This window comes from Azospirillum sp. UFLA03-27 (assembly GCF_059803775.1).
The window spans coordinates 1-26,201 of sequence record NZ_JAUQTX010000074.1; the positions used below are offsets into that span (position 1 = coordinate 1).

26 protein-coding genes are annotated in these 26,201 nt (G+C 68.0%); 12 read left to right on the forward strand and 14 right to left on the reverse strand.

Going from position 1 to position 26,201, the window contains the following annotated elements; all coding sequences use genetic code 11:
- Positions 1 to 297: YicC/YloC family endoribonuclease (locus Q4I23_RS13420; protein ID WP_498526544.1), on the reverse strand; the 297-nt coding region annotated here is incomplete at its 3' end.
- Between Q4I23_RS13420 and Q4I23_RS13425 the strand changes: the two genes are divergently transcribed.
- Positions 251 to 1,012, forward strand: a complete 762-nt coding sequence (locus Q4I23_RS13425) for an SDR family NAD(P)-dependent oxidoreductase (protein ID WP_498526545.1) — start codon at positions 251 to 253, stop codon at positions 1,010 to 1,012. The genes Q4I23_RS13420 and Q4I23_RS13425 overlap by 47 nt on opposite strands.
- Before the next feature lie 9 nt (positions 1,013 to 1,021).
- Here Q4I23_RS13425 and Q4I23_RS13430 read toward each other — a convergent pair whose 3' ends face one another.
- The 3 genes from Q4I23_RS13430 to Q4I23_RS13440 form a co-directional block, all read right to left on the reverse strand.
- Positions 1,022 to 1,534, reverse strand: a complete 513-nt coding sequence (locus Q4I23_RS13430) for a class I SAM-dependent methyltransferase (protein WP_236778273.1) — start codon at positions 1,532 to 1,534, stop codon at positions 1,022 to 1,024.
- A 245-nt stretch (positions 1,535 to 1,779) separates the two neighbouring features.
- Positions 1,780 to 2,481, reverse strand: a complete 702-nt coding sequence (locus tag Q4I23_RS13435) for an exopolysaccharide biosynthesis protein (protein ID WP_498526546.1) — start codon at positions 2,479 to 2,481, stop codon at positions 1,780 to 1,782.
- A complete protein-coding gene (locus Q4I23_RS13440) occupies positions 2,478 to 4,373 on the reverse strand; it encodes an ABC-F family ATP-binding cassette domain-containing protein (protein ID WP_498526547.1) in 1,896 nt (631 codons plus the stop codon). The genes Q4I23_RS13435 and Q4I23_RS13440 overlap by 4 nt, the downstream gene beginning before the upstream one ends.
- A gap of 202 nt (positions 4,374 to 4,575) precedes the next feature.
- Here Q4I23_RS13440 and ndk point away from each other — a divergent pair, with 202 nt between their 5' ends.
- Positions 4,576 to 4,998, forward strand: a complete 423-nt coding sequence (gene ndk, locus Q4I23_RS13445; RefSeq protein WP_014197473.1) for a nucleoside-diphosphate kinase — start codon at positions 4,576 to 4,578, stop codon at positions 4,996 to 4,998.
- Positions 4,999 to 5,192: 194 nt separating this feature from the next.
- Positions 5,193 to 5,672 carry a hypothetical protein gene (locus Q4I23_RS13450; protein ID WP_454017637.1) on the forward strand — a complete coding sequence of 160 codons (480 nt, stop codon included), beginning with the start codon at positions 5,193 to 5,195 and terminating at the stop codon, positions 5,670 to 5,672.
- 42 nt (positions 5,673 to 5,714) lie between these two features.
- On the opposite strand, the gene Q4I23_RS13455 is transcribed toward Q4I23_RS13450, so the two are convergent.
- From Q4I23_RS13455 to purM, 3 genes are all read right to left on the reverse strand, one after another.
- Positions 5,715 to 5,864 carry an aa3-type cytochrome c oxidase subunit IV gene (locus Q4I23_RS13455; RefSeq protein WP_014197471.1) on the reverse strand — a complete coding sequence of 50 codons (150 nt, stop codon included), beginning with the start codon at positions 5,862 to 5,864 and terminating at the stop codon, positions 5,715 to 5,717.
- Positions 5,865 to 5,964: 100 nt separating this feature from the next.
- Positions 5,965 to 6,633: a phosphoribosylglycinamide formyltransferase gene (gene purN / locus Q4I23_RS13460; protein WP_498526548.1), complete on the reverse strand. Its 669-nt coding sequence runs from the start codon at positions 6,631 to 6,633 to the stop codon at positions 5,965 to 5,967.
- On the reverse strand, positions 6,621 to 7,655 hold the full coding sequence (gene purM / locus Q4I23_RS13465; protein ID WP_454017639.1) for a phosphoribosylformylglycinamidine cyclo-ligase: 1,035 nt from the start codon (positions 7,653 to 7,655) through the stop codon (positions 6,621 to 6,623). The genes purN and purM overlap by 13 nt, the downstream gene beginning before the upstream one ends.
- Positions 7,656 to 7,811: 156 nt before the next feature.
- Between purM and Q4I23_RS13470 the strand changes: the two genes are divergently transcribed.
- From Q4I23_RS13470 to Q4I23_RS13490, 5 genes are all read left to right on the forward strand, one after another.
- On the forward strand, positions 7,812 to 9,254 hold the full coding sequence (locus Q4I23_RS13470) for a DUF2066 domain-containing protein (protein ID WP_498526549.1): 1,443 nt from the start codon (positions 7,812 to 7,814) through the stop codon (positions 9,252 to 9,254).
- 103 nt (positions 9,255 to 9,357) lie between these two features.
- Complete coding sequence (locus tag Q4I23_RS13475; protein WP_094303303.1) at positions 9,358 to 9,918, forward strand: CDP-alcohol phosphatidyltransferase family protein; 561 nt, start codon at positions 9,358 to 9,360, stop codon at positions 9,916 to 9,918.
- Positions 9,915 to 10,979 (forward strand): AI-2E family transporter, encoded by a 1,065-nt coding sequence (locus tag Q4I23_RS13480; RefSeq protein WP_454017641.1) that lies wholly within the window; start codon positions 9,915 to 9,917, stop codon positions 10,977 to 10,979. Before Q4I23_RS13475 ends, Q4I23_RS13480 begins: the two co-directional genes overlap by 4 nt.
- Positions 10,976 to 11,740 (forward strand): HdaA/DnaA family protein, encoded by a 765-nt coding sequence (locus Q4I23_RS13485; protein WP_498526550.1) that lies wholly within the window; start codon positions 10,976 to 10,978, stop codon positions 11,738 to 11,740. Before Q4I23_RS13480 ends, Q4I23_RS13485 begins: the two co-directional genes overlap by 4 nt.
- The gene (locus Q4I23_RS13490) at positions 11,679 to 12,458 is read left to right on the forward strand and encodes an SDR family oxidoreductase (RefSeq protein ID WP_498526551.1); all 780 of its coding nucleotides are present in this window, start codon (positions 11,679 to 11,681) and stop codon (positions 12,456 to 12,458) included. The genes Q4I23_RS13485 and Q4I23_RS13490 overlap by 62 nt, the downstream gene beginning before the upstream one ends.
- A gap of 79 nt (positions 12,459 to 12,537) precedes the next feature.
- Here Q4I23_RS13490 and Q4I23_RS13495 read toward each other — a convergent pair whose 3' ends face one another.
- Together Q4I23_RS13495 and Q4I23_RS13500 are read right to left on the reverse strand one after the other, a co-directional pair.
- Positions 12,538 to 13,137 carry an FMN-dependent NADH-azoreductase gene (locus tag Q4I23_RS13495; RefSeq protein WP_498526552.1) on the reverse strand — a complete coding sequence of 200 codons (600 nt, stop codon included), beginning with the start codon at positions 13,135 to 13,137 and terminating at the stop codon, positions 12,538 to 12,540.
- Between the two features lie 40 nt (positions 13,138 to 13,177).
- Entirely contained in the window at positions 13,178 to 13,660 is a 483-nt protein-coding gene (locus Q4I23_RS13500; RefSeq protein ID WP_498526553.1) for a DMT family transporter, read from the reverse strand.
- Between the two features lie 72 nt (positions 13,661 to 13,732).
- On the opposite strand from Q4I23_RS13500, the gene Q4I23_RS13505 reads away from it, so the two are divergent.
- Positions 13,733 to 14,647 (forward strand): LysR substrate-binding domain-containing protein, encoded by a 915-nt coding sequence (locus Q4I23_RS13505; RefSeq protein WP_454017646.1) that lies wholly within the window; start codon positions 13,733 to 13,735, stop codon positions 14,645 to 14,647.
- A 148-nt stretch (positions 14,648 to 14,795) separates the two neighbouring features.
- Here the strand turns inward: Q4I23_RS13505 and Q4I23_RS13510 are convergent, their stop codons facing one another.
- Both Q4I23_RS13510 and Q4I23_RS13515 read right to left on the reverse strand, forming a co-directional pair.
- Positions 14,796 to 16,418, reverse strand: a complete 1,623-nt coding sequence (locus Q4I23_RS13510; RefSeq protein WP_498526554.1) for a CYTH and CHAD domain-containing protein — start codon at positions 16,416 to 16,418, stop codon at positions 14,796 to 14,798.
- A 71-nt stretch (positions 16,419 to 16,489) separates the two neighbouring features.
- Positions 16,490 to 17,008, reverse strand: a complete 519-nt coding sequence (locus tag Q4I23_RS13515; RefSeq protein ID WP_454017648.1) for a SixA phosphatase family protein — start codon at positions 17,006 to 17,008, stop codon at positions 16,490 to 16,492.
- Between the two features lie 216 nt (positions 17,009 to 17,224).
- On the opposite strand from Q4I23_RS13515, the gene Q4I23_RS13520 reads away from it, so the two are divergent.
- The gene (locus tag Q4I23_RS13520; protein ID WP_237905800.1) at positions 17,225 to 19,372 is read left to right on the forward strand and encodes an RNA degradosome polyphosphate kinase; all 2,148 of its coding nucleotides are present in this window, start codon (positions 17,225 to 17,227) and stop codon (positions 19,370 to 19,372) included.
- A 19-nt stretch (positions 19,373 to 19,391) separates the two neighbouring features.
- A complete protein-coding gene (gene ppx / locus Q4I23_RS13525; RefSeq protein WP_454017649.1) occupies positions 19,392 to 20,945 on the forward strand; it encodes an exopolyphosphatase in 1,554 nt (517 codons plus the stop codon).
- A gap of 171 nt (positions 20,946 to 21,116) precedes the next feature.
- Here the strand turns inward: ppx and Q4I23_RS13530 are convergent, their stop codons facing one another.
- Both Q4I23_RS13530 and rnd read right to left on the reverse strand, forming a co-directional pair.
- On the reverse strand, positions 21,117 to 22,406 hold the full coding sequence (locus Q4I23_RS13530; protein WP_040134396.1) for a hypothetical protein: 1,290 nt from the start codon (positions 22,404 to 22,406) through the stop codon (positions 21,117 to 21,119).
- A 264-nt stretch (positions 22,407 to 22,670) separates the two neighbouring features.
- On the reverse strand, positions 22,671 to 23,837 hold the full coding sequence (gene rnd, locus Q4I23_RS13535) for a ribonuclease D (protein ID WP_498526555.1): 1,167 nt from the start codon (positions 23,835 to 23,837) through the stop codon (positions 22,671 to 22,673).
- A gap of 166 nt (positions 23,838 to 24,003) precedes the next feature.
- On the opposite strand from rnd, the gene aspS reads away from it, so the two are divergent.
- A complete protein-coding gene (gene aspS, locus Q4I23_RS13540) occupies positions 24,004 to 25,833 on the forward strand; it encodes an aspartate--tRNA ligase (RefSeq protein WP_237905803.1) in 1,830 nt (609 codons plus the stop codon).
- A 114-nt stretch (positions 25,834 to 25,947) separates the two neighbouring features.
- On the opposite strand, the gene Q4I23_RS13545 is transcribed toward aspS, so the two are convergent.
- Positions 25,948 to 26,201: hypothetical protein (locus Q4I23_RS13545; protein WP_498526556.1), on the reverse strand; the 254-nt coding region annotated here is incomplete at its 5' end.

Here is a 26,201-nt window from a genome sequence, read left to right on the forward strand (position 1 = left end):
GTTATAGTCTCGTGGGCTCGGAGATGTGTATAAGAGACAGTCGAGGTTGCGCCCGTTGACGCTCTTCACCTCGAAGGTCCAACTGTAGCCGTCGGCATGCCCGTCCACGCGTGCGAAACCGGTCATGCTGGATACGGCGGAGCGTTGGGCGGGCAAAGCGGCCTCGACGAGTATTTGTGGGATCGGGAGGCTCACGTTATAGCGTCGGGCGGCCAAGGCAACAAGCGTCAGGGACAAGGGGGAAAGGGGCATGCGCGATCCGCGCTCGATCGTCATCACCGGGGCGTCCAGCGGCATCGGGGAGGAACTGGCCCGCGCCTACGCCGCCCCCGGAGTCATGCTTGCCCTGAGCGGGCGCGACTCCGCAAGGCTGGAGGCGGTGGCGGAGCGCTGCCGCGCCGCCGGGGCGGCGGTGGAAACGGCGCTCGTCGACGCGGCGGACCGCGAGGCGATGGCGGCGTGGCTGACCGCACTCGACGCCCGCGCGCCTGTCGATCTGGTCATCGCCAACGCTGGCATTTCCGCCGGCACCGGGGGCGGGGTCGAAAGCGCCGAGCAGGCGCGGCGCATCTTCCAGGTGAATGTGGACGGTGTGCTGAACAGCGTCCACCCGCTGCTGCCCGGCATGCAGGCGCGGCGGCGCGGGCAGATCGCCCTGATGGCCTCGCTGGCCGGCTTCCGCGGCATGCCCGGCGCGCCCGCCTATTGCGCCAGCAAGGCGGCGGTGCGGGTCTACGGCGAGTCGCTGCGCGGCGATCTGGCGGGGCAGGGAATCGGCGTTACGGTGATCTGTCCGGGTTTCGTGAAAAGCCGGATGACCGCGGTGAACCGCTTCCCCATGCCCTTTCTGATGGAGACGGACCGCGCCGCCCGGGTCATCAAGAGCGGGCTTGCCCGCAACAGGGCGCGCATCGCCTTTCCCTGGCCGATGGCCGCCACCGTGTGGCTGCTGGCGGCTCTGCCGGTGGGATTGACGGATGTCCTGTTGCGGCAGGCGCCGCGCAAGGAATAATCGGGGGGATTAGGGCTTGGCTTTCCAATAGCCCCAGACGGAGGCCGGCGGGACGTTCAGCGGGGTGAAGCCCAGCCGCTTGCCCTTGACGCCCAGCGCGCGCTGGTTCAGCGGCGACACGAGGCCGTAGGTGTAGAGAACGAAGCGCCCGCCCTCGGGCAGGATGCGGAAGCAGGCCTCGACGACCTCCTTCTGGGCGCGCATCGGCAGGTTCAGCATGGGGATGCCGATGACCACCGTGCCGACCTTGCCGACCAGCTCAGGGCCGAGGATGTCGGCGGCCTTGCGGCAGTCGTCATGGACGACGTTGACGTCTGGATAATGGCCGCGCAGGAAGCGCGACAGATGGTCGTCGATCTCGAAGGTGAAGATGCGGTTGCCCGGAATGCCGCGCTGGAGCAGGGCCTTGGTGATGGCGCCGGTGCCCCCGCCGAACTCCACGACGACCTGATCCGGCCCGCACAGGACCTGCTCCCCGATCAGCCGGCAGAGCGCGCCCGAGGATGGTGTAACGGAACCCATGGAAAGGGGATTTGCCAACCAACGCTGGAAGAAAAGCCACGCGGCCGGCGGCGTCTTGCCGCTTTTCTGCTTCTCCGCGACGGTGATTTCCGTTGGTGTCATGATCGGCCTTTCGCCGTTGGCTGTTGAGCGTTTTACCCCGGGGCTAAACAAGCTGGAGCCTCGGGGGGTCCCGAACCTAACAATCCCTGAGCGCACTTATGTCGCATCCGGGGTTCCCCCGCAACCGGCCGCAGCGGCGGGAGCTATGCCATGAACGCGGGATATGACGTGACGGCCAGCAGGGTCTGACCGGCGTAGGACAGGCTGCTGGCGACCAGCGCGAAGAAGACCAGGGCGGCCACGGTGAGGGCGAGGCTGACCGCGACCGCGGCCCCGTCGCGCTCGATCAGGCCCAGGGACAGCAGGACGAGGGCGAAGCCGGGCAGCCAGCCGGTCAGCGGCAGCGGGACCACGCAGGTCAGCGACAGAAGCAGGACCAGCACGCCAAACCAGCGCTCCCCGTCGATGCTGGCGAAGCGACTGTGGCGCGGCTTCAGCATCTTCTCGATGGCGGTCAGCCGCGGCATCGCCTTGTCGATCATCCGCGCCGCGAGGGAGCGGCTGACCGAGCGGCGCAGAATCCAGCCGGGCAGGGCGGCGCCGCGCTTGCCGAAGGCCATCTGGGCGGAGAAGAGCAGGATCGGCAGGTCGAACAGACAGGACACGCCCAGCGGAACCGGCGCGATGGTGGGCAGCGACAGGGCCAGCAGAATGGTGCCCAGCGAGCGGTCGCCCAACGCCTGGATCAGGTCGCCCAGCGACACCCGCCCGTCCGGCAGGTTGGCGCGGAAGGCCGCCAGAACGTCGGAGGTCCGCTCCTCCCCATGGTCCTGCCGCCCACGGCGGGCGACGGTCGCGGGGAGCGAGGCGCCTCCGGTGAAGGCCACGTTGCGCGGCACGCTCATACGCCGGCCTCCGCCGCCGCCGACTCATAGGCTTCGAGATGCTCAAGCCATGCCTCCTCGGCGGCGGACAGCTTCTTGTCCACCACGCCGAGGTCGATCTGGAGCTTCTGCAGCTTGTCGCTGGGACCGCTGTAGAGGGCGGGATCGGCCAGCTTCGCCTCGATCTTGCGTTTCTCCTCGGTCAGCTTGTTGACCTGCGACTCCGCGTCGGTGGCTTTCTTCTTCAGCGGAGCCAGGGTGGCGCGGGCCTCCGCCGCGGCGCGGCGCTGGTCCTTGCGGCTGGCCCCGGCGTCCACCGTCTCGCCGCCCTTGGCGGCGGCGCGCTCGGCCCGCGCGCGGTCGAGCAGGAAGCGGCGGTAATCGTCGAGGTCGCCGTCGTAGGGCTGCACCGTGCCGTCGGCCACCAGCAGCAGCCGGTCGGCGGTCAGCTCGATCAGGTGCGGGTCGTGGCTGATGAGGATGACGGCGCCCTCGAACCCGTTGATCGCCTCGATCAGCGCCTCGCGGCTGTCCACGTCGAGGTGGTTGGTCGGCTCGTCGAGCATCAGGATGTGCGGCGTCTCGCGGCTCATCAACGCCAGCAGCAGCCGGGCCTTCTCGCCGCCGGACAGGTCGGTGATGCGGGTTTCCGCCTTGCTCTGCTGGAAGCCGAAGCGGCCGAGATGGGCGCGGACCTTCTCCTCCGGCGCCAGCGGCATGATGCGCTGGGTCTGCTGGATGGGGGTCAGCGACAGGTCCAGCTCGTCCTGCTGGTGCTGGGCGAAATAGCCGACGCGCAGCTTGGTCGGGCGCTTCACCTCGCCGGCCATCGCCTCCAGCCGACCAGCCAGCAGCTTCACCAGCGTGGACTTGCCGTTGCCGTTGGCGCCGAGCAGGGCGATGCGGTCGTCCATGTCGATGCGCAGGTTGACGCGGCGCAGGATGGCGCGGTCGCCGTAGCCGATGGTCACCCCATCCAGCGCGATCAGCGGCGGGGCCATCTCGTCCGGCTGCGGGAAGTTGAAGACGACCTCGGCGTCGTCCTCCATCAGCGTGATGGTCTCCAGCTTCTCCAGGGCCTTTAGGCGGCTCTGCGCCTGCCGGGCCTTGGTCGCCTTGTAGCGGAAGCGTTCGACGAAGGCCATCATGTGCTTGCGCTTGGCCTCCTGCTTGGTCGCCATGGCCTGCAGCCGCTCCATGTTGGCGCGGCGCTGCTTGAGGAACTGGTCGTAGTTGCCGGCGTAGGTCACCAGCTTGCCCTGGTCCACATGGATGGTCGTCGTGGGGACCGAGTTCAAGAGGTCGCGGTCGTGGCTGACCAGCAGGATCGTGTGTGGGTAGTTCTTGAGGTACCCCTCAAGCCAGATGGTCGCCTCCAGATCGAGGTGGTTGGTCGGCTCGTCGAGCAGCAGCAGGTCGGGGCGGGCGAACAGCACGCCGGCCAGCGCCACGCGCATCCGCCAGCCGCCCGAGAAGTCGGAGCAGGCGCGGGTCTGCGCGTCGGCGTCGAAGCCCAGGCCGGAGAGCACCTGGGCGGCGCGCGATGGCGCGGAATGCGCCTCGATGTCGGCCAGCCGGGCATGGATCTCGCCGATGCGCATGGGGTCGGTGGCCGTCTCTGCCTCGGCCAGCAGGGCGGTGCGCTCCGTGTCGGCGGCCAGGACGGCGTCGATCAGCGTGGTGGCGCCGCTCGGGGCCTCCTGCGCCACCATGCCGATCTTGGTGCCGGTGGGCACGCCGATGGCTCCGGCGTCCGTCTGGAGCTGGCCGGCGATGAGCTTGAGGAGGGTGGATTTTCCGGTGCCGTTGCGGCCGACCAGCGCCACGCGGTGGCCCTTCGACACGACCGCGGTGGCGCGGTCGAACAGCACACGTCCGCCGTAGCGGAACGTCAGGTCGTTGATGTGCAGCATATCGGCGCCGGTTTACCATGGGGAAACCGCAATTTGAAGCGGGACCCGCGGGCCAACCCTTCATGGCAGCCGCGCGAAGCGACGTGGTGCGGCCTCACGAACCGGTTGCCGTGGCCGAAAAGCGCCTATATAACCCCGCGCAATCGGCGCCCCGGCCAAACCAGCGGCGCCCATAACGCATTTCCAGCAGGAGCCCACCGCCATGGCCGTCGAACGCACCCTCTCGATCATCAAGCCCGATGCCACCCGCCGCAACCTGACCGGCAAGATCAACGCCAAGTTCGAGGACGGCGGCCTGCGCATCGTCGCGCAGAAGCGCGTCCAGCTGTCCAAGGCCCAGGCCGAGCAGTTCTACGGCGTGCATCGCGAGCGTCCGTTCTTCAACGACCTCGTCTCCTTCATGATCTCCGGCCCGGTCGTGCTCCAGGTTCTGGAAGGCGAGAACGCCATCGCCCGCAACCGCGAGATCATGGGCGCCACCAACCCGGCCAACGCCGCCGAGGGCACCATCCGCAAGGAGTTCGCCGAGTCGATCGAGGCCAACTCGGTGCACGGCTCGGATGCTCCGGAGACCGCCGCGCAGGAGATCGCCTTCTTCTTCGCCGGCATCGAGCTGGTTGGCTGATCGCGGCTCGTCCGCTTCGCAGCCTTGTGCGAAGGGCCGTCCCGACCGGGGCGGCCCTTTTCGATTCAGGGTCGATTCAAGCGCGAATCAGGACCCTCCGCCCGCAACTTGTCGCCCGCGCCGGGTCACGGCATCGTGGACAGGCGTGGCGAAGTCGAGTATTCGGGGATTCTACCGCTAGGAGTACCCCCGCCATGGAAAATCCGCACGTCAAGCCGATCGTCGCGGCCCTGCTGGAACCGCTGCCGCCCCTCGTGAAGGGCAGGAACGACCTGAGCGATCCGGGCGTGGTGGAACTGCTGGTGCGGGGCTACGTTGACCAGTGCCTGGCGGCCTTCCAGGAGGTGCTGCGCGGCAACATCGAGCAGGACGCGGCCATCGACGCCATCAACGCGCAGGCCACGGCCCTGAACGCCGTGTTCCTGGGGACCAGCGGCTTCGACACGGTGATCGTCCACCCCTGGAATTCCGCCGATCAGCTCGGCCAGTTCCTTCAGGACACGGTGGGGCTGGATTTCCCGGCGGAGGATTGCGTGCGCGCCGCGCTGATCCACCTCGCGACCCACGTCATGCACGCCATCCAGGGCGGCACCGAGACGTGGGAGGAGCAGGTGGACGCGCTGGTCGGCGAAATGCGCGACCTGCTGCTCGGCCGTCTGCCGGACGGGGCGTAAGCGCCCCGCCACAGCATTCCGGTTGGCCGCCTGAACGGGCTGTCAGACCAGGAAGATCGCCATGAAGACCAGCACGGCGATTACGCCCGCGGTCGCCAGCGTCAAGAAGCGGGTGAAGGCGTGCCAGCCCGCCTCGTGGCGGCGGACAACATCCTCGCTGACCGGATTGTGGCCGTGTTCCGTAACCGCCATCGCCCTCTGCCTCCCCTGTTATGGTTCCGGCGGAGAATGTGGGGAGTGCGGACGGTTGCGGCAAGGGTCCCGCTTGCCCGAAGGGCGCCTTTGGGGTGACTCAGGCCGGCGGGTTGATGAGCGTCGGCAGGTCCGCCGCCGGGCCTGACAGGGTCACCCGGCCATCCTCGACACGGGCGCGGCCCTCGGCGATCAGGCGCAGCGCCTGGGGATAGAGCCGGTGTTCGGCCTCCAGCACGCGGGCGGACAGCCGGTCGGCGTCGTCGCCGGGCAGGACCGGGACCGCGGCCTGGGCGATGATCGGCCCCTCGTCCATCTCCGTGCGCACGTAATGGACGGTGCAGCCGTGGAAGCGCACCCCGGCGTCCAGCGCCCGCTGGTGGGTGTCCAATCCCTTGAAGGAAGGCAGCAGCGACGGGTGGATGTTGATCATCCGGTCGTGCCAGCGCTCGACGAACCAGGGCGACAGCAGCCGCATGAAGCCGGCCAGACAGACCAGCTCGACCCCCGCCTCGCGCAGGCGCGCGTCCATGGCCTCTTCGAAGGCGCGCTTGTCGCCGGGGAAGTCGCGGTGGCTGACCACGGCGACCGGGACTCCGGCGGCGGTGGCGCGCTCCAACCCGTAGGCGTCGGCCTTGTTGGAGAGCACCAGAGCGATGCCCGCCGGAAAGCCCGGGGCGGCGCAGGCGTCGACCAACGCCTGCAGATTGCTGCCGCGCCCGGAGATCAGGACGCCAACTTTCAAAGAGTTGGGCGTCAGGCCGACCATGCCGTGTCCATGCCGGTGACGGTGACGCGGGCATCGCCGTCCTTGACCGCATGCACGGTGCCGACGGTGAAGACCGTCTCGCCGCCCTTGGCCAGGATCTCGGTCGCCTGCTGCGCCTTGTCCGCCGGGACCACGACGACCATGCCGAGACCGGTGTTGAAGGTGCGCGCCATGTCCAGCGGGGTCAGCCCGCCCGTCTTCATCAGCCAGTTGAAGACCGGCGGCAGCGGCCATGTGGCCGCGTCGAGCGTGACGCCCAGCCCGTCCGGCAGGACGCGCGGGATGTTCTCGATCAGGCCGCCGCCGGTGATGTGGGCCATCGCCCGCACCGTGCCGGCACGCACCGCGGCCAGCGTGCTCTTCACATAGATGCGGGTCGGGGTCAGCAGGGCCTCGCCCAGCGTCTTCCCGGCGTCCCAGGGGCAAGGCGAGTCGTAGCCGAGGCCGGACGTCTCCACCAGCTTGCGGACCAGCGAATAGCCGTTGGAATGCACGCCGGAGGAGGCGAGGCCGAGCACGACGTCGCCGTCCCGCACGGTGGCGCCGGTCAGCGCGTCCTTGCGCTCCACCGCACCGACCGAGAAGCCGGCGAGGTCGTAGTCGCCCTCGGCGTACATGCCCGGCATCTCCGCCGTCTCGCCGCCGACCAGCGCGCAGCCGGCCTGACGGCAGCCTTCCGCGATGCCGGCGACGATGGCGCGGCCCGCGGCGACGTCCAGCTTGCCCGTGGCGTAGTAATCGAGGAACAGCAGCGGCTCCGCGCCCTGAACGACGAGGTCGTTCACGCACATCGCCACGAGGTCTATGCCCACCGTGTCGTGCCGGTTCGCCAGGATGGCGACCTTCAGCTTGGTGCCCACGCCGTCCGTGGTGGCGACCAGCAGCGGGTCGTGATACCCGGCCGCGCGCAGGTCGAACAGGGCGCCGAACCCGCCCAGCCCGGCGTCGGAGCCCGGGCGCGCGGTGGAACGGGCGAGCGGCTTGATCGCGTCAACGAGCGCGTTGCCCGCATCAATGTCCACGCCGGCCTGCTTGTAGGCGTCGGACGTGTTATTAGACTGGGTGCTGATGGTATCCTCGCTTGGGCTGAGCTATATACCTGGGCCACCTGAACCGGGTCATTTTGGGCCGGGTCATAAGGGAACGGGCCGAACATACTCGAATCGGAAGGCTTTGCAATGCTCCACCGCCGCCATGCGCCGCTGTTTGCGGGCTTCGCCGCCATCACCGTGGCCCTGGCCGTTCCGGCCGGCCCCGTGGACGCGCAGGTGACCGGCGCCGCTCCACCCGCGGTGGCGGCCCCGGCAGCGCCTGGGACGGCTTCCGCGGCGGTTCCGGCGGCGGATCCCTTCACCGTCTCCGGAGTGAAGGTGGACGTCAGCGCCGCCAACGCCAACGCCGCCCGTGATCAGGCGATCCGCGACGCGCAGGTGAAAGCCTGGGCGGAGCTGTACAAGCGCCTCGCCCCCACCGCCACCAGCGTGCCGCGGGTGTCGGACATCGAACTCGCCCGGCTGGTCCAGGGCTTCGAGATCGACGACGAGAAGGTTTCGGCCACCCGCTATGTGGGCAGCATCACCGTGCGCTTCCGTCCCAACCCGGTGCGCGAGACGCTGGCCGGCGGCGGCCAGCAGTATGTCGAGCCGCCGGCCCGGCCCTACGTGATCCTGCCGGTCACCGTCGTGGATGGGCGCCCCGTCCTGTGGGAGGACCGCACCGACTGGCGCGAGGCCTGGGAGGGCCGTCCGGCCGGCGCCTCGCTGGTGCCCCTCGTCGTTCCGGACGGCGAGTTGGCCGACATTTCCGCCATCGGCGTGAACGAAGCGCTGTCCGGCGATCCCGAGGCACTGGCCCGCATCGCCCAGCGCTACAACGCCGGGGGCATTATCGTCGCCAAGACCGACCTGCCGGCGGGCGGTCTGGATCTCGGCCGTCCGCTGACGGTCGAGGTGACCCACTACACCCCCGACGGCGCTAGGGACCAGCAGACGGTCAACGTGAAGGCCGACATGGCCGACCGGGCCGGCGACTTCCTGACCCGCGCGACGACCTTCGTGTCGGCCGCCATCGACGAATCCTACCGCCGCGACAACACCGTGGCGAGCGGGCCGGAGCAATCGACGCTGGTGCGCGTGCCGCTGGCCAGCCTCAACGACTGGGTGGAGACGCGCAAGCGGCTGGGCATGGTCAACGCCGTGACCCGCACCGACGTTCTGTCGATCAGCCGCTACGAGGCGCTGGTCGCGCTGACCCACCGCGGCGATGTCGAGCGGCTGCGCCAGGCGCTGGCCCGCCGCGACCTCGGCCTCGCCCGCACCGGGGCGGTCGCAGCACCGATGCCGGCTCCTGTTCCGGGCCAGCCGCTTCCGCCGGTCGCGCCCACGCCGGAATGGCAGCTCCAGGTGCTGGCGAAGGGCGCCGGGGCGTCGTCCCTGGCGCAGCCCGCCGCCGTTTCGCCGGCGTCCGTCCCGGCCGCCACCCCATCCACTTTTTCTCCGGCCACCACCGCGCCGTCGGCCTATCCCGGCGTGACGCCGGCGCCGGTCGGCGCGCCGCAGGCCGCTCCGGGGGCGCCGCCGCGCATTCTGGGCACGCTGCCGGCAGGCACGGCGCGCCCGTGACGGCAAAGGGCGTGACGGCAGAGGGTCTGGCAGCGTTACAGACGGGCCGGTACCGGCCCTTGACGGGGCGCCGGCGCAAGGGACAACGGCAGAAGGCACCGCGGTGAGCATCCCGAACATCATCACCTTCGGCCGCATCCTGGTGGTGCCGGTCGCCGTCTACTTCATCCTGGCCGGGGAGCTGGGGGTTGCCTTCTGGCTGTTCGTCGGGGCGGGGGTGTCCGACGCCGTGGACGGCGCCGTTGCCCGCATGTTCCGCGCCCGCACGGTGCTCGGCGCCTATCTCGACCCGATCGCCGACAAGGCGCTGCTGGTTAGCGTCTACGTCTCGCTGGGCCACATCGGCGTGCTGCCGCTGTGGCTGGTCATCCTGGTGGTGTTCCGCGATCTGATGATCGTCGGCGGGGTGATGCTGCTCTACACGCTGAAGGAGTCGCTGGCGATGCAGCCGCTCTACGTCAGCAAGATCAACACGGCGGTGCAGCTTGCCCTGGCGGCGGCGGTGCTGGCCCCGGCGGGGCTGGGCCTGCCCGACTTCCACCTGTTCGGGCAGGAGCTGGTTCCCCTGTTGATCTGGGTCTGCGCGGCGACGACGGTGCTGTCGGGGCTGGCCTACGTCTACCGCGGCGGGCTTCTGTTCAGCCGGCACGGAGGGGTGCCGTGACGGCGGCCAAGCAGATCCGCTTCTGGCTGATCGGCCTTGGCCTGTTCGTTCTGGTGCTGTGGCTTCTGTCCGGCATGCTGCTGCCCTTCGTGGTCGGGCTGGCGGTCGCCTATCTGCTGGACCCGGTGGTCGACCGGGTGGAGCGCTGGCGCCTGCCGCGTTGGCTGGCGACGACTCTGGTGCTGCTGTCCTTCGTCCTGGTTCTGGTGCTGATGGTCCTGCTGCTGCTGCCGCTGGTGCAGTCGCAGGTGTCCCACCTGATCGAGGTGCTTCCCAACTACGCCAACGCCGCGCGGGACCGGCTGCTGCCGATGCTGGACCGGCTGATCCACCGCCTGTCGCCGGAGGATGTAGAGCGGCTGCGCGGCGCCGCCGGCAACTACGCCGGTGACGTGGTCGGCTGGGTCGGGCGGGTGCTGAAGCATATCCTGTCCAGCGGTCTGGCGCTGTTCGACGTGCTGTCGGTGATGTTCATCACGCCCATCGTGGCCTTCTACCTGATGCGCGACTGGGACATCCTGGTCGCCAAGGTGAACGGCTGGCTGCCCCTGCACCATGCCGCGACCATCCGGGAGCAGGCGCGCGAGGTTGACGAGACGCTGGCCGGATTCGTCCGCGGGCAGGCGCTGGTCTGTCTTGTCCTTGGAGTGTTCTACGCGGTGGCGCTGTCGCTGGCCGGCCTGGATTTCGGGCTGGTGATCGGGCTGATGGCGGGGCTGCTCTCCTTCATCCCCTATGTCGGTTCGCTGTTCGGATTCGTGTCGAGCACCGGGCTGGCCCTGCTGCAGTTCGACGATCCGTGGCGAATCGCCATCGTCATCGCGATCTTCCTGTTCGGGCAGGCGGTGGAGGGCAATGTTCTGACGCCAAAGCTGGTGGGCGAGAAGGTCGGGCTGCACGCGGTCTGGGTGATCTTCGCCCTGCTGGCCGGCGGGTCGCTGTTCGGTTTCGTCGGCGTCCTGCTGGCGGTTCCGGTGGCGGCGGTGATCGGGGTGCTGACACGCTTCGCGTTGGGGCGCTATCTTGAGAGCCCCTACTACCGCGGTACTCCCTCTTCATGACACTGGCGGCCCAGATACCGCTCGACCTCGGACACCGCGCCGCCATGGGCTGCGAGGATTTCCTCGTCGCGCCCAGCAACGCCGAGGCGGTGGCGTGGCTCGACCGTTGGCCGTCCTGGCCGGCGCCGGCCCTGACGCTGTACGGGCCGGACGGTTGCGGCAAGACGCATCTGGGCCATGTCTGGCGGGCGCGCAGCCACGCGCCCATCGCCATGGGCGAGGCGCTGGACCAGATCGACCCGCACGCCCTGCTGGCCCGCGCCAACGCCGTGGTGGTGGAGGACGCCGACCGGGTGGCCGGCGCGCCGGCACGGGAGGAGGCGCTGTTCCACCTCTACAACCTTTCCCGCGACTCGGGCGGGCATCTGCTCCTGCTGTCGCGCCGCCCGCCGTCGCGCTGGCGGATGAAGCTGGCCGACCTGCGCTCCCGCATCAAGGCGGCCCCCGCGGTGGGCGTGGAGGCGCCGGACGACGCCCTGCTCGCCGCCGTGCTGGTCAAGCTGTTCGCCGACCGCCAGTTGCGCCCGGGCATGGACCTCATCACCTACCTGCTGGCCCGGATGGAGCGGTCGCTGGAGGCGGCGGGGCGGGTGGTCGCGGCGCTTGACCGCGCCTCGCTGGCCGCGCACCGTCCCCTGACCGTGCCGCTGGCCCGCGAGGTGCTGGCCGGACTGGAGGCCGGAAAGGGAGGAGACGAGGATGGATCTGGGAATCGCCGGACGACGCGCCATCGTGTGCGCAGCCAGCAAGGGACTGGGTAAGGCCTGCGCCGTGGCGCTGGCGCGCGAAGGGGTGGCGGTCACCATCACCGCCCGCGGCCGCGACCTGCTGGAGGCCGCCGCGGAGGAGATCCGCAAGGAAACCGGCGCTGCCGTGACCACCGCCGTCGGCGACATCGCGACGGAGGAGGGGCGCGCCGCCGCTCTGGCCGCCTGCCCGGAGCCGGACATCCTGGTCAACAACGCGGGCGGCCCGCCGCCGGGCGATTTCCGCGACTGGGAGCGCGACGACTGGGTCCGCGCCGTCGAGGCCAACATGCTGGCCCCGATCTTCCTCATCAAGGCGACGGTGGACGGCATGATCGGCCGCCGCTTCGGGCGGATCGTCAACGTCACCTCGGCGGCGGTCAAGGCGCCGATTCCGATCCTCGGCCTGTCCAACGGGGCACGGGCGGGGCTGACCGGCTTCGTCGCCGGGCTGTCGCGGCAGACCGTGCGCCACAACGTCACGATCAACAACCTGCTGCCCGGCCCCTTCGAGACCGACCGCCTGCGCGCCACCATGGAAGGCGGGGCCAAGGCCAACAACCGCAGCCTGGACGAGGAGATGGACGTCCGTCGCGCCGGCAACCCGTCGGGCCGGTTCGGCGATCCGGCGGAGTTCGGTGCGGCCTGCGCCTTCCTCTGCTCCGCCCACGCCGGTTTCATGACCGGGCAGAACGTGCTGCTGGACGGTGGTGCCTACGCCGGGACGCTGTAGGCGGCTGGGTGAGATTTGAGCCGGGTCCTGTCCGACCGCCATTCCAAGAGCCGTCGGACAGAACCTGGCGGAGTGCCCGCTAGAAATCGCAACGTGGATCGAGGACCGATATGGCCTCGAACGCGGCCTGCATGCCGCTTTCCCGGTGTGCTTCGCTGATGGCGAGACCTTCCGCGGCGATCACATCGAGCCTCGTCACGCCGATGAACGCGAACATCGACCGAAGGTAGGTTTCGGCGTGTTCGGACGACGCCAGGGCCGTGCTCTGTCGATACTGGCCGCCCCGCGCCACGGCAAGGATCACCCGCTTGTCCTGCGCCAATCCTTCCGAGCCGTTTTCCGTGTAGCGGAACGTCTTCCCCGCGATCACGATCCGGTCGATCCACGCCTTGAGCTGGCTGGAAATGGTCAGGTTGTAGAGCGCGACGCCGATGACGATGACATCGGCATTGATGAACTCGTCCAGAAGTTCTTCGCCAAACGCGATGTCGTCCATCACGGCCGGAGACGCCGCCAGATGGTCGCCGGTCAGATGCGGAACGGGAGCCGCGGCCAGATCACGATGGATGATGTCGATCGCCGGATTGTGTTCCTTCAATCTTTTGACGATGGCTCCGGACAGCATGCGGCTTACGGATTGCTCACCGAGAATGCTGGAGTCGATGTGAAGCAGTTTCATGGGTGATCTTTCTTGAAAGGCTGGCGAGAGCGGCGTGCTGTCACGAACCGGCGGACGGTTTCGCGCCGAACGCCGGCAGCTGCATCACGATCAGCCCGAGAAAGATCAGGCCAAGACCGGCGAGACGGGACAGCGAGACGGGCTTTCGAGGGAGGCCGACAAGACCCCATTGGTCGATGATGATCGACGCCAGCATTTGCCCGGCGATGGCCGCCATGATGAATCCGGCGGCGCCGAGTTTCGGCGCAAGCATGAGCGCGCCGGTGATATAGACGACGCCGACAACACCGCCGATCCATATCCAGCGAGGGGCTTGTACCAGATTCGAGAGGGTCGGCGCTTCCACCCTTGCCAAAGCCATGACGGGCAGGATGCAGGCGAAGCTGACGCACAGGGATACGACCGTCCCCCACAGCGGATGGCCGAGCGACCGTCCCAGGACGGCGTTGGCCCCGGCTTGAAACGGAACAACCGCACCAGTGATGATCGCGGCCAGGATGAGAAACAGCGAATTGGTTTGCATGGTTGAGCCTCCATGCATCACCAGATGATGCATTCGCTTTGTGGATGGAAATTCTGATGTAATATCCTTCACATGCACAGCACGAATACCCTTCGTGGCATCGACCTCAACCTGCTGGTGGTCCTCGATGCTCTGCTGACCGAGCGGCATGTGTCGCGCACGGCATCCCGATTGAACATGAGCCAGCCAGCGGTCAGCCACGCGCTCGGGCGTCTGCGGCATCTGTTCGATGACCCCCTGTTGATACGCCGCGACGGGCAACTCGTGCTGAGCGCAAGGGCGCTTGAAATTGCTCCGGTGCTGACCGAAGCCCTGCGACAGGTGCGGGAGGTTCTAGGACCGGGAGGCTTCGACCCAGCCAAGGAAAAACGGACGTTTCGCCTTGCGATGTCTGATTATGGCTCTGCTGTCGTCCTTCCCGGTCTGCTGAAAACGCTGCGCCTCGAAGCGCCGGGGATCGACTTGGTGATAACCCAATCGAGCCGGGAAGCGATGCTTCGGCAGGTGTTGGACGGGGACTGTGATCTGGCGGTCGGCGTGTTTCCCGATCTTCCAGAACGGATCGAAGCAGAGCAGCTTTTCGTCGAGCGCTTCGCTTGCCTTGCGGATCGGGACGGGCTGGGAAGCCATGACCGCCTGGATATTGGAGCCTATCTTGCCCGGCCACACGTGCTCGTCGCGATGAAGGACGAAGCAAACACCGAGATCGACACGGCCTTGCGCGCCGTCGGCCACACGCGCCGCATCGCTGTCACGCTGCCGCATTGGGGAAATGCGCCACGGTTGATCCAAGGGACAGATCTCGTTCTGACCGTGGCCCGGAAAGCCCTTGCGCTCTATGAGCATGACCCGGCCGTCATCGTCTTCGAGCCGCCATTTCCGATACCGCCATTTCCCTTCGTTCAGGTTTGGCATGAACGGCGCGGCGGCGATCCCGGGCACCTGTGGCTGCGCAACGCGGTCGCGGGCGTCTCGATGGCCGTGTAGTTGGTTGCCATCCGACATGGGTGCCGTCTACGCACCAAAGCTCCGGGTCGATCCGTCCTTACGCGCCCTTCCGTTTGCCGATCGCCAGCAAGCAGACGGACATGACCGTCATCCCGGAACCGTCAGACAGAATCCCGGAAACTTGCCATCACCAGAACACCGGCCCGTCGCGGAAGGTTTTCCACAGCCCCGGCAGCGCCTTGCGGCGCTTGTCGGCTTGTTTGGTTAGCCAGCGGGCGGTCGCTTCGGCGGCGGGCCGCTGCTCGGGCCGGTCCGCCGACAGACGGCGCAGACGATCGCCGGCCACCGCGGCGTCGTGCTCGGCGTCCAAAGCGCCCAACAGGGTGTCCAGCGCGGCGATGAAGGGCACCGTTGCGGTTTCGGCGTAGAGGCCGCGGAAGAACTCAGCCGTGTGGCGCAGCTTGCGCAGGCGGCGGCGCAGCCGGTCGCGCGCCGCGGCGTCGGCACCGTCCAGGTCGCGCCCCGCCTTCAACGCTCCGGCCTTCAGCGCCTTGGCGTGCTGGGCGGCCAACCAGGGGCCGGACAGCTCGGCCATCGGGCGGTCGAGCTGGGCGCGGACCTCCGGAGCGGCGCCGGACTGCCACGCCCCGTCCTCCAGCCAGGCGCCGAGCGCCAGGATCAGCCCGGTGCAACGTGGGGATTGGATCGCCTCCACCGCCGCCAGCGCGGGCGCCCGCCGGGTTTCCCGCACCGCGGCGGTCAGCGCGGCGATTCCATCGGCGGGGGCCTTCCCCGTCGCCGCGAAGGGCGCGATCCCATGGGACAGCAGCACGTCCCAGTCGCGCGCCGGGCCGAGCTGGCGGGAGAACCAGCGGATGTCGTTCCCGGCGTGGCAGGCATCCGGCACTCCGGCCAGGGGGCGGAACAGGCGGATGGCGGTGCGCAGGCGGCGCAGCGCGACGCGCATCTGGTGCAGCCCCTCCACATCGCCGCCGGCCAGGGCGCAGGCCTCGTTGGCGAGCAGAAGGCGCAGGCCGTGCCGCACGATGTGGCGGTAGGCCTCGGCCACCGTGGTGACCGGGGTCAGGCCCAGCGGCTCCGGCAGGACGGGGGCGGGCAGGCGCCCGGTGACGAGGCGGTCGCCGATTTCCGCCTTGCTCTCCGTCCCGATGCGAACCGGCACGCGGCGCTGGAGCGCCAGCGCGAGGTCGAACAGGCGGCCGATGCGGCCCGACTTAAGCTCAAGCTCGACCTCGCTGATGCGGGCACAGGCGTTGCCGGCGGTGATCTGGCCCTCGTCCACCGCCACCTCGATGGAGGTCAGGGCGTCCGGGCGGACGAGCAGGGTGGTGCGCCGGAACTCCGTCGTGAACTGCGGAACCAGTGCCGCCCGCGCGTCCTCCGGCACCAGGGCGGCGACACCCTCGGCGTCGAGGGGTGTCATGTCGGGGGCGGCCGTGGGGATGGCCCAGTCCCATTTCTTGCGGATGGCCACCGCGGCCGAATCGCCGGGGGTGGCGGCGTTGATGGTCTTCAGCGTCTGCACGAAGCGGTCGCCGTCCTGGCGCACCCGCAGGGCCACGCCCCCCAGGAACAGGCGCCGGTCCGGCGTGTCGTAATAGACGGTGCGCAGGTCGCGGACGGCCGGCGCGCCCTCCGCCTTCTCCTTCAGCGCGGGCAGGTCGGCAACGCGGGACAGATCGCGCGGATCGAGATGGAGCTTCATTTCCACCTCGCGCGTGGCGGACACCGTGGCGGACACCGCGGCGGGTGCGCCTGGGGGCGCGTTGTTCTGGGGCGCGGAAGACACGGGGGGCGACTCCTGCTCGGTTCCGGGCCTGCTCGGTTCGGAGTTGAAATACCCCATTTGGCAAAAGGGCGTTAAGAGAGTTTCCGCGGCAGGATGAAATCGGCCAGCCGTCCCGCCCCGCTGTCGAGGTCGGCCCAGCGGGCCGCTTCGAACAGAATGACGGCGCAGGCACCGGTTGGAAACTTCTCCGCCAACGCCGCGCGGTGCCGCTCCTCGCCGCTGCCGGTCAACTCGCGGGCGAGGTCGTGGAGGTCCGGGTTGTGAGCGACCAGCATCAGCGACGACACAGACTCGGGCGCGTCGCGCAGCCGTTCCAGAAGGACCCCGGCGCCGCACAGGTAGAGGCCGCGCTCGCGCTCCACCGGGATGCCCGGGGCGTCCATCACCTCCAGCAGGCGGTCCGCGGTGTCCGCCGCGCGCCGGGCGGTGGAGCACAGCACCAGCCCTATGCGCGCCCCGCGGTCCTTCAACTCGTGCCCGACCAGCCGGGCCGCCTTCCTGCCCCGCGGCGCCAGCGGGCGGTCATGGTCGTCCAGGGAGGGATTGTCCCACGCGGACTTGCCGTGGCGCATGAGATACAGGGTCTTCATCGAGGCGGTCCTTCCTGTCCGGATCGCGGTCCGGCGGGATGCGCCGGGGGTGCGACTGTTTTCGCAGCGGTATTATCGTGGCGGCAGTATTATGCTGTCTGACCCAAAACCGTAACGTAGTTGGGGTAGGTTGCTTGGCCCGCCGACCGCGGTGGGGCGGTTCGGCCCGACCGGACTGTAGCGGCACCACCCATCACGCAAAAGCCCGAGGCTGCTGTGACCGAACTTCAGGACTTGGAAGCGACCTGCATCGAAGCGGACGCGCCGGAGCGCTTCATCAACCGCGAACTGTCGTGGCTGGCCTTCAACCAGCGCGTCCTGGATGAGGCGTCCAACCCGAACCATCCGCTGCTTGAGCGGCTGAGGTTCCTGTCGATTTCGTCCAGCAACCTCGACGAATTCTACATGGTCCGCGTCGCCGGCCTGAAGGGGCAGGTGGCCGCGGGGGTGAAGACACCCAGCGCCGAAAACCTGACCCCGGCCCAGCAGCTCACCGCGGTGAACCAGCGCATCGTCGAGCTGATGAACGCGCAGCAGACCATGTGGCGCAGCCTGAAGCAGGACCTGCGCGAGGCCGGCATCATGGTGGCCGGCGCCGAGGACCTGACCGAGGGGGAGAAGGACTGGCTGGAGGCCAAGTTCCTCGACGACATCTTCCCCATCCTGACGCCCATCGCCGTGGACCCGGCGCACCCGTTCCCCTTCCTGCCCAACCTGGGCTTCTCGCTGGCGCTGCAACTGCACGAGCCGGTGAAGGGGCGGCATCTCGACGCGCTGGTCCCGCTGCCGGCGCAGCTCGACCGCTTCATCCGCCTGCCGGGGTCGGAAATCCGCTTCATCCAGCTTGAGAAGCTGGTGATGCTGTTCATCGACCGGCTCTTCCCGCCGTTCCAGGTGAAGGCCCACGGCGTCTTCCGCGTCCTGCGCGACAGCGAGATGGAGATCGAGGAGGAGGCGGAGGATCTGGTCCGCACCTTCGAAAGCGCGCTGAAGCGCCGCCGCCGCGGCAGCGTCATCCGGCTGGCCACCGACGCCGGCATGGCGGCCGACCTGCGCGAGTTCCTACGCCACGAGCTGCGCGTGTCGAACGACGACGTGTTCGTCCTGGACGGGCTGATCGGCCTGTCGGACACCCGCCAGCTCATCGTCGACGAGCGGCCCGATCTGGTCTTCCGCCCCTTCAACGCCCGCTTCCCGGAGCGCATCCGCGACTTCGGCGGCGACTGCTTCGCGGCCATCCGCGACAAGGACATCGTCGTCCACCACCCGTACGAGAGCTTCGATGTGGTGGTGCAGTTCATCCGGCAGGCGGCGCGCGACCCGCAGGTGGTCGCCATCAAGCAGACGCTCTACCGCACCAGCAAGGACAGTCCGATCGTCGCCGCGCTGATCGAGGCGGCGGAGGCCGGCAAGTCGGTGACCGCTCTGGTCGAGCTGAAGGCCCGCTTCGACGAGGAGGCCAACATCCGCTGGGCGCGCGATCTTGAGCGCGCGGGCGCCCAGGTCGTCTACGGCTTCGTCGATCTGAAGACGCACGCCAAGGTGTCGCTGGTGGTGCGGCGCGAGAACAAGGCGCTGCGCAGCTACGTCCATTTTGGGACGGGCAACTACCACCCGATCACGGCGAAGGTCTACACCGACCTGTCCTTCTTCACATGCGATCCGGCGCTCTGCCACGACGCGGCGGTGATGTTCAACTACATGACCGGCTACGCCACGCCGAAGCTGCTGGAGAAGATCGCCATCGCCCCGATCACGCTGCGCCAGAAGCTCGGCCAGCTGATCGACGCGGAGGTCGCCAACGCCGCCGCCGGCAAGCCCGCCCACATCTGGGTGAAGCTGAACTCGCTGGTCGATTCGGAGATCATCGACCAGCTCTACAAGGCGTCGCAGAAGGGCGTGCAGATCGACATGGTGATCCGCGGCATCTGCTGCCTGCGTCCCGGCGTCAAGGGCCTGTCGGAGAACATCCGGGTGCGCAGCATCGTCGGGCGCTTCCTGGAGCATGGGCGCGTCATCTGTTTCGCCAACGGCCACGCGCTGCCCAGCCCGCAAGCCAAGGTCTTCATCTCCTCCGCCGACTGGATGACGCGCAACCTGGACCGCCGCATCGAGACGCTGGTGCCCATCGAGAACCCGACGGTGCACGAGCAGGTGCTGGACCAGATCATGGTCGCCAACCTGAAGGACGAGGCGAACACCTGGAAACTCGGCCCCGACGGCGTTTATCATCGGGTGGAGGCTGGTCCGGACGCGTTCAGCGCCCATAACTATTTCATGACGAACCCCAGCCTGTCGGGGCGCGGCAGCGCGCTCAGCAGCAAAAAGACGCCGCCGCGGTTGAAGCTGCGTACGGTCATTTGATTGAGGACATCGGTTGCCTATGACGCCGGCGCAGGAACACACGGTCGCTACCAAGGCCGTCGAGAGGGTGGTCGACAAGGGCGAGCGGATCGCCGTGATCGACATCGGGTCCAACTCGATCCGGCTCGTCGTCTATGACGCCCTGAAGCGATCGCCCCTGCCGGTCTTCAACGAAAAGGTCCTGTGCGGGCTCGGCCGCGGGGTGGAGAAGACCGGTTGCCTGAACCCGGAGGGCGTGACCCAGGGCCTGGAGGCCCTGGAACGCTTCGCCCTGCTGGTCGCGGGTATGCGCGTCGGGCGGCTGGACGTCATCGCCACGGCGGCGGTGCGCGACGCCACGGACGGGGCGGCCTTCATCCAGCGGGTGAAGGACCGCACCGGCCTCGACGTCAGCGTCATCAGCGGTGAGGAGGAGGCGCGGCTGTCCGCCATGGGTGTGCTGTCCGGCACCCCCGCCGCCGACGGGCTGGTCGGCGACCTCGGCGGCGGCAGCCTGGAACTGGTCCGGCTGGAGCGCGGCGTGATCGGCGAGCATCTGACGATGCCGCTGGGCCCGCTACGCCTGATGGAGCTGAACCCCGCCAAGCCGAACGGGCTGGTCCGCGCCATCGACCAGCATCTGGAGAAGCTGGACTGGCTGGCCCAGATGCGCGGCAAGCCCTTCTTCCCGGTGGGCGGCGGCTGGCGGGCACTGGCCAAGCTGCACATGGAGCATGTGAAGCACCCGCTGCACATCATTCACCACTACACGGTGCCCTTCGCCGAGGCGCGGGACTTCGCCGCTCTGATCGCCAAGCAGAGCCGCTCCTCGCTGGAGAAGATGTCCGGCTCGCGCCGCAGGATCGACACGCTGCCCTACGCAGCGCTGGTGTTCGAACGGCTGCTGCGGATGGTCCAGCCGTCCAGCGTGGTGTTTTCGGCTTACGGGTTGCGGGAAGGGCATCTGTACGCGCTGCTCGATCCGGAGGGGCAGCGGCAGGACCCGCTGCTCGCCGCGGTGGAGGATTGGGCGCAGCGCTTCGTCCGCATCGGCGATCCGGCTCTTCTGGTGTCCTGGACCGGCAACCTCTTCGCCGGGGAGGATGACGCGGCTCTGAGGCTGCGGCAGGCCTCCTGTCTGCTCAGCGACGTGGGCTGGGCCGAGCATCCCGACTACCGGGCGGAGCACGCCTGCCTGCGCATCCTGCGCTACCCCTTCCCCGGCATCGACCATGACGAGCGGGCCTTCCTGGCGCTGGCCGTCTACGCCCGCTACGCCGGGTCCATCGACGGGCCGGGCACGCCCAACTCGGTCACCGCAGGGCCGCGGGCGCTGCTCAGCGACGCCCAGGCGCGCAAGGCTCTGGTTCTGGGACTGGCGCTGCGTCTCGCGCACACACTGACCGGTGGCGCCACGGCGCTGCTGCAGCGCACGGCGCTGAAGGTGTCGGGGGAGCGGCTGGTGCTGTCCCTGCCGGACGATTTCAGCGTGCCGGCCGGCGAGACGGTGCAGCGGCGCCTGGACGCGTTGGCGAAGGCGCTGAACCGCAAGGGTGAGATCGTGCCGCCGGCTAGGCCGCAAGCGGCGGAGTAAAGGTTTTTAACCCTCTCCCTTCCCGGGAGAGGGATGGACCTGCCGCGAAGCGGTGGGAGGGTGAGGGTGCCTTCAAGGATCAGTGCCTTGATATCCTCACACGGCCCTCACCCGCCTGCTTCGCAGGCACCCTCTCACGGGGCGGGAGAGGGGATCAAACTGCAAAGGCCCTCATGCCACCTTGGCGTGGGCGATGGCTTCGCGGACGCTCACACCCTTGCGCAGGATGTTGTCCACGGCGCGGCCCTGCACCATCGTGATGCCGACCTTGTGGGCGTAGACGAGGCTCGACACGCTGTCGCAGCGCGCCAGGATGAACTTGCAGCGGTCCTGCTCCTGGATGCGCTCCATGAAGTACTTCTCGAAGGTCGGGTCCATCTCCAGCATGTCGTTGGACCAGAAGATCTTCGCGTAGTCGGCGTTCAAATATTCCAGATCGAAGTTCGTCACCCAGAAAGGATTCAGCCCGTCCACCGCGATCTGATAGCGGCGGTCCTGGGCGAACTCCACGACCTCGTTGAACAGCGACAGATTCTCGATCAGGTCGCCCTTGGAGATCTCCAGCACCACCTGCCCGCGGAAATCGAGGGGAAGCCGCTCGTCAAACTTCACGAAGCCGGTGGAGATGACCGTGGACAGGTTGATGTTGATGCCGATGCGCCGGCCCCGCATGAAGCTGAGCCCGTGGTTCAGTGCGCGCAGCACCGACTGGTCGAGATTGGCCGTGAAATAGTTGAACAGCCACTTGTTGGCCGTGATGTCGTAGTCCGGGCAGAGCCGTTCCTGAAGCAGCTTGATGGAGATGTAGAGCTCGAAATAGGCCATGTCCTCTTCGGCGTTGCGGCCGATGTTGGCGATGGCCTGGTTGAACAGGAAGGGCGACAGGTCGAACATCTGCATGGAGCGTTCGAGCTTCGCCATCTCCTCAAGCGTGATCGGCGGCTTCGTCTCGTTGGAATGATCGCCGGTCTCGTTGGCCTGCAATTCTTCGATGAAACGGATGACGTTGATGAAGTTCAACGCCAGTTCCATGATCGAATAGAGCGAGAATTCCTTGTAGGGGTTCGCCCCGGTCAGGGTCGTCTTGGCCAGGAAGATCTGCTCCACCTTCTGGCAGACGTCGGTGACGCCGGTCAGCTTCAGCCCCTTGTAGAGGATGATGACGTCGCCGTTGGAAATGTTGAAGGATTGCAGATAGGAGGCCTTGCTCGCCAGTTCCTGGATGATCGTGCGGACGATCATCTGGCTGGACGGGTCCTTGTCCCGCAGCAGCGACAGGTGCATGTGGATCAGTCGCATACCCTGCAGTTCGGATTTCGCAGAGCGGAGAAGATTCAGCAGCTTGTCGTTGTCAAATTCGGGTTTCTGGTCCTTCGCGGCGGCGACGGCAGCCTGCTTCTCCGTCGTGGAGAGGCGGACGCGGTCGCGTCCCATGGGTGGTTTGCCGCCGAACCTGCTCATACGCGAAATCCCCCGGGTGGGCGCATAGGGCGTGTGCGCACCTTATAGGCGAGAATTCCATCCGCGAACCACAACGCACCGATACACGGCATGGATACGGAGCCCGTGACTTATTAGCCCTGACCTTTTTTAACAATGCCTTAAAGCGCTGTTAATTGCGATGAATTGTTTCATAATTTTGGCTAAACGTCGCGACGCTGACCGAACCTGTAACCGGCCAATCCGACTCTTGCGCCATTCTGGAACGATTCTGGAAGGGGCCGTCTACGACCCCTCTCCATTGCCGGCCGGAACGACGCGGACACGGCGGTCGAGGACTGCCAATCCGATGCGTCCGCGCTTCAGCGCCAGCGCATCCTCGCCGAACAATTCCCGGCGCCAGCCCTGCATCGCGGGCACCTGGGCCTCGTCGTCCGCGGCGATCGCCTCCAGATCGGCGGCGGAAGCGATCAGCTTGGACGCCACGTTGTTCTCTTCGCACTTCATCTTCAGAAGCACGCGCAGCAACTCAACGATCGGTTGCAGACCCGGCGGGGGCTCCTCGCGCGGCTCGACGCGTGGCAGCTCGGAGTCCGGCAGGTCCAGCCCCTTCTGGACGCAGGCCAGCACGTCGGCGCCCTGCCGGCCTTCCGCGAAGCCGCGGCCCATGCCGCGCGTGCGGGCGAGGTCGTCCACGCTGGTCGGGGCGTGGGCGGCAATTTCCAGCAGCGCCTCGTCCCGCAGCACGCGGGAACGGGGCAGGTCGCGGCGCTGCGCCTCGCGCTCCCGCCACGCCGCCAGTTCCTTTAGGACGGCCATGAAGCGTGGCTTGTTGGTCCGCACCTTCAGTCGCAGCCAGGAGCTGTCCGGGTCCGTCTGATAGGTGGCCGGGTCGGTCAGGACGGCCATTTCCTCCTCCAGCCAGTGGGCGCGGCCGGAGCGGACAAGGCGGCGCTTCAGCTTCTCGTAGGCCGGGCGCAGGTGGATCACGTCGGACAGGGCGTAGGTCAGTTGCCGCTCGGTCAGAGGGCGGTGCGACCAGTCGGTGAAGCGGCTGGACTTGTCGATGCGCGCCCCGGCCAGCTTGGTGACCAGCGTCTCGTACCCCACGCTCTCGCCGAAGCCGCAGACCATGGCCGCGACCTGGGTGTCGAACAACGGGTGGGGAATCTGGCCGGACAGGTGCCAGAAGATTTCCACGTCCTGCCGGGCGGCGTGGAACACCTTGAGAATCGCCGGGTCCACCATCACGCGGAACAGCGGCGCCAGATCGATGCCCTCGGCAAGCGGATCGATGGCGACCGCGCCGTTCGGCCCGCCGACCTGCACGAGGCAGAGCTGCGGCCAATAGGTCTTCTCGCGCAGGAATTCGGTGTCGACGGTGATGTAGTCCACCCCGGCCAGCGAGCGGCAGAAGGCGTCAAGGTCTTCGGTGGTCGTGATGAGTGTCATGGCCGCTTCATACACGAGCGCGCGTCCGCGCGAAAGCTCGCCCTTCGGCAACTCTCCCAGCGTGCAGCGGACGCGGATGGCGGCTTGACATTCCCGCGCTGTCGGTGTGGTGTGTCGGGCCGCCTTTCCGCGCAGGATTCCGACCTTTTCCAAGGTGTTTCGACCCATGCACCCCTACCGCACGCACACCTGCGGCCAGCTTCGCGAAGAGAACGCCGGTCAGATTGTCCGCCTGTCGGGCTGGATCAACCGCAAGCGCGACCATGGACAGCTCCTGTTCATCGACCTGCGCGACCATTACGGCCTGACGCAGTGCGTGGTCGACACCTCCAACCCGGCCTTCCAGGCGGCGGAACGGCTGAAGCTGGAATCGGTCATCACCGTGACCGGCAAGGTGGTCAAGCGCACGGCGGAGACCATCAACGACCGCCTGCCGACCGGCCGCATCGAGGTGCAGATCGCCGAGCTGTCGGTGCAGGGCGAGGCGGAGCAGATCCCGCTGCAGGTCAACCAGGACACCGACGCCGGCGAGGACGTGCGCCTGCGTTACCGCTTCCTCGACCTGCGCCGCGAGCGCATCCATGAGAACATCCTGCTGCGCTCGCGCGTCATCGCGTCGGCGCGCCGCCGCATGATCGACCAGGGCTTCACCGAGTTCCAGACGCCGATCCTGACCGCCTCCTCGCCGGAGGGCGCCCGCGACTATCTGGTGCCGAGCCGCAACCATCCGGGCAAGTTCTACGCGCTGCCCCAGGCGCCGCAGCAGTTCAAGCAGCTGCTGATGGTCGCCGGGTTCGACCGCTACTTCCAGATCGCCCCCTGCTTCCGCGACGAGGACGCCCGCGCCGACCGCAGCCCGGGCGAGTTCTACCAGCTCGACTTCGAGATGTCCTTCGTCACCCAGGACGATGTCTTCGAGGCCATCGAGCCGGTGCTGCACGGCATCTTCGACGAGTTCGGCGGCTTCCGCCGCGAGACGCCGCCGGCCATCGACAAGCCGCCCTTCCGCCGCATCTCCTTCGCGGAATCGATGCTGAAGTACGGCAACGACAAGCCGGACCTGCGCAACCCGCTTGAGATCACCGACGTCACCGCCGTCTTCAAGCGCGACGACGTGGAATTCCGCGCCTTCAAGCAGACGCTGGAGAAGGGCGGCGTGGTCCGCGCCATCCGCGCTCCGAAGGTGTCCGACAAGCCCCGCAGCTTCTTCGACAAGCTGAACGACTGGGCGCGCGGTCTCGGCGCTCCGGGCCTTGGCTACATCATCTTCGAGGCGGCGGGCGGCAAGGGGCCGATCGCCAAGTTCGTGCCGGAGGCAGCCCAGGCGGAACTGCGCACGGCGGCGGGCGTGGAGGACGGCGACGCGGTCTTCTTCGTCTGCGACCAGCCCGGTCCGGCGGCCAAGCTGGCCGGCTTCGCCCGCACGAAGATCGGCGAGGAGCTGGACCTGATCGAGAAGAACGCCTTCCGCTTCTGCTGGATCGTCGACTTCCCGATGTACGAGCTGGACGAGGAGACCAACAAGGTCATCTTCAGCCACAACCCCTTCTCCATGCCGCAGGGCGGCCTGGAGGCGCTGAACACGATGAACCCGCTGGACATCAAGGCGTACCAGTACGACATCGTCTGCAACGGCGTGGAGCTGTCGTCGGGCGCCATCCGGAACCATCTGCCGGAGCTGATGTACAAGGCGTTCGAGATCGCGGGCTACCCGCCGGAGGAACTGGAAGCCCGCTTCGGCGGCATGCTCAGCGCCTTCAAGCTGGGCGCCCCGCCGCACGGCGGTTCGGCCCCAGGCATTGACCGCATCGTGATGCTGCTGGCCGACGAGCCGAACATCCGCGAGGTCATCGCCTTCCCGCTGAACCAGCGCGCGGAAGACCTGCTGATGCAGGCCCCGGCCCCGGTGGATCAGGCGCGCCTGCGCGAACTGCACCTGAAGCTGGACCTGCCGAAGCCGAAGGTCGCCGCCGAGGCGCCGAAGGCCGCCACCTGACGGTCCGGGATTTTCCCTCCCTTCCCGCTTCGGCGGGGAGGGGTGGGCGGCCAACAGAAAAGCCCCCCGTCCGTGAGGCCGGGGGGCTTTCTTGTTCAGGGCACCGGGAGGGCGTCAGGCCGCGACGGTGCCGGAGCCGATCATGCGGTAATAGTTGGAGTCGACCAGGACGAGGCAGCTCAGCGTCTTCGCGTCGCCTTCGTCCTCCGTGCTGACCACGCGAGCATGCGGGATGCCGAACAGGGTCACGGTCTCCCGCACGCGCCAGGACCGCCCGTTGGTCGCGCCAACGGTCTGGAACACCTGTCCCACCAAAACCTGCTTCTTGGCCATAGGAAAACCCTCATCCTGCTGTCGATGCGCGACAC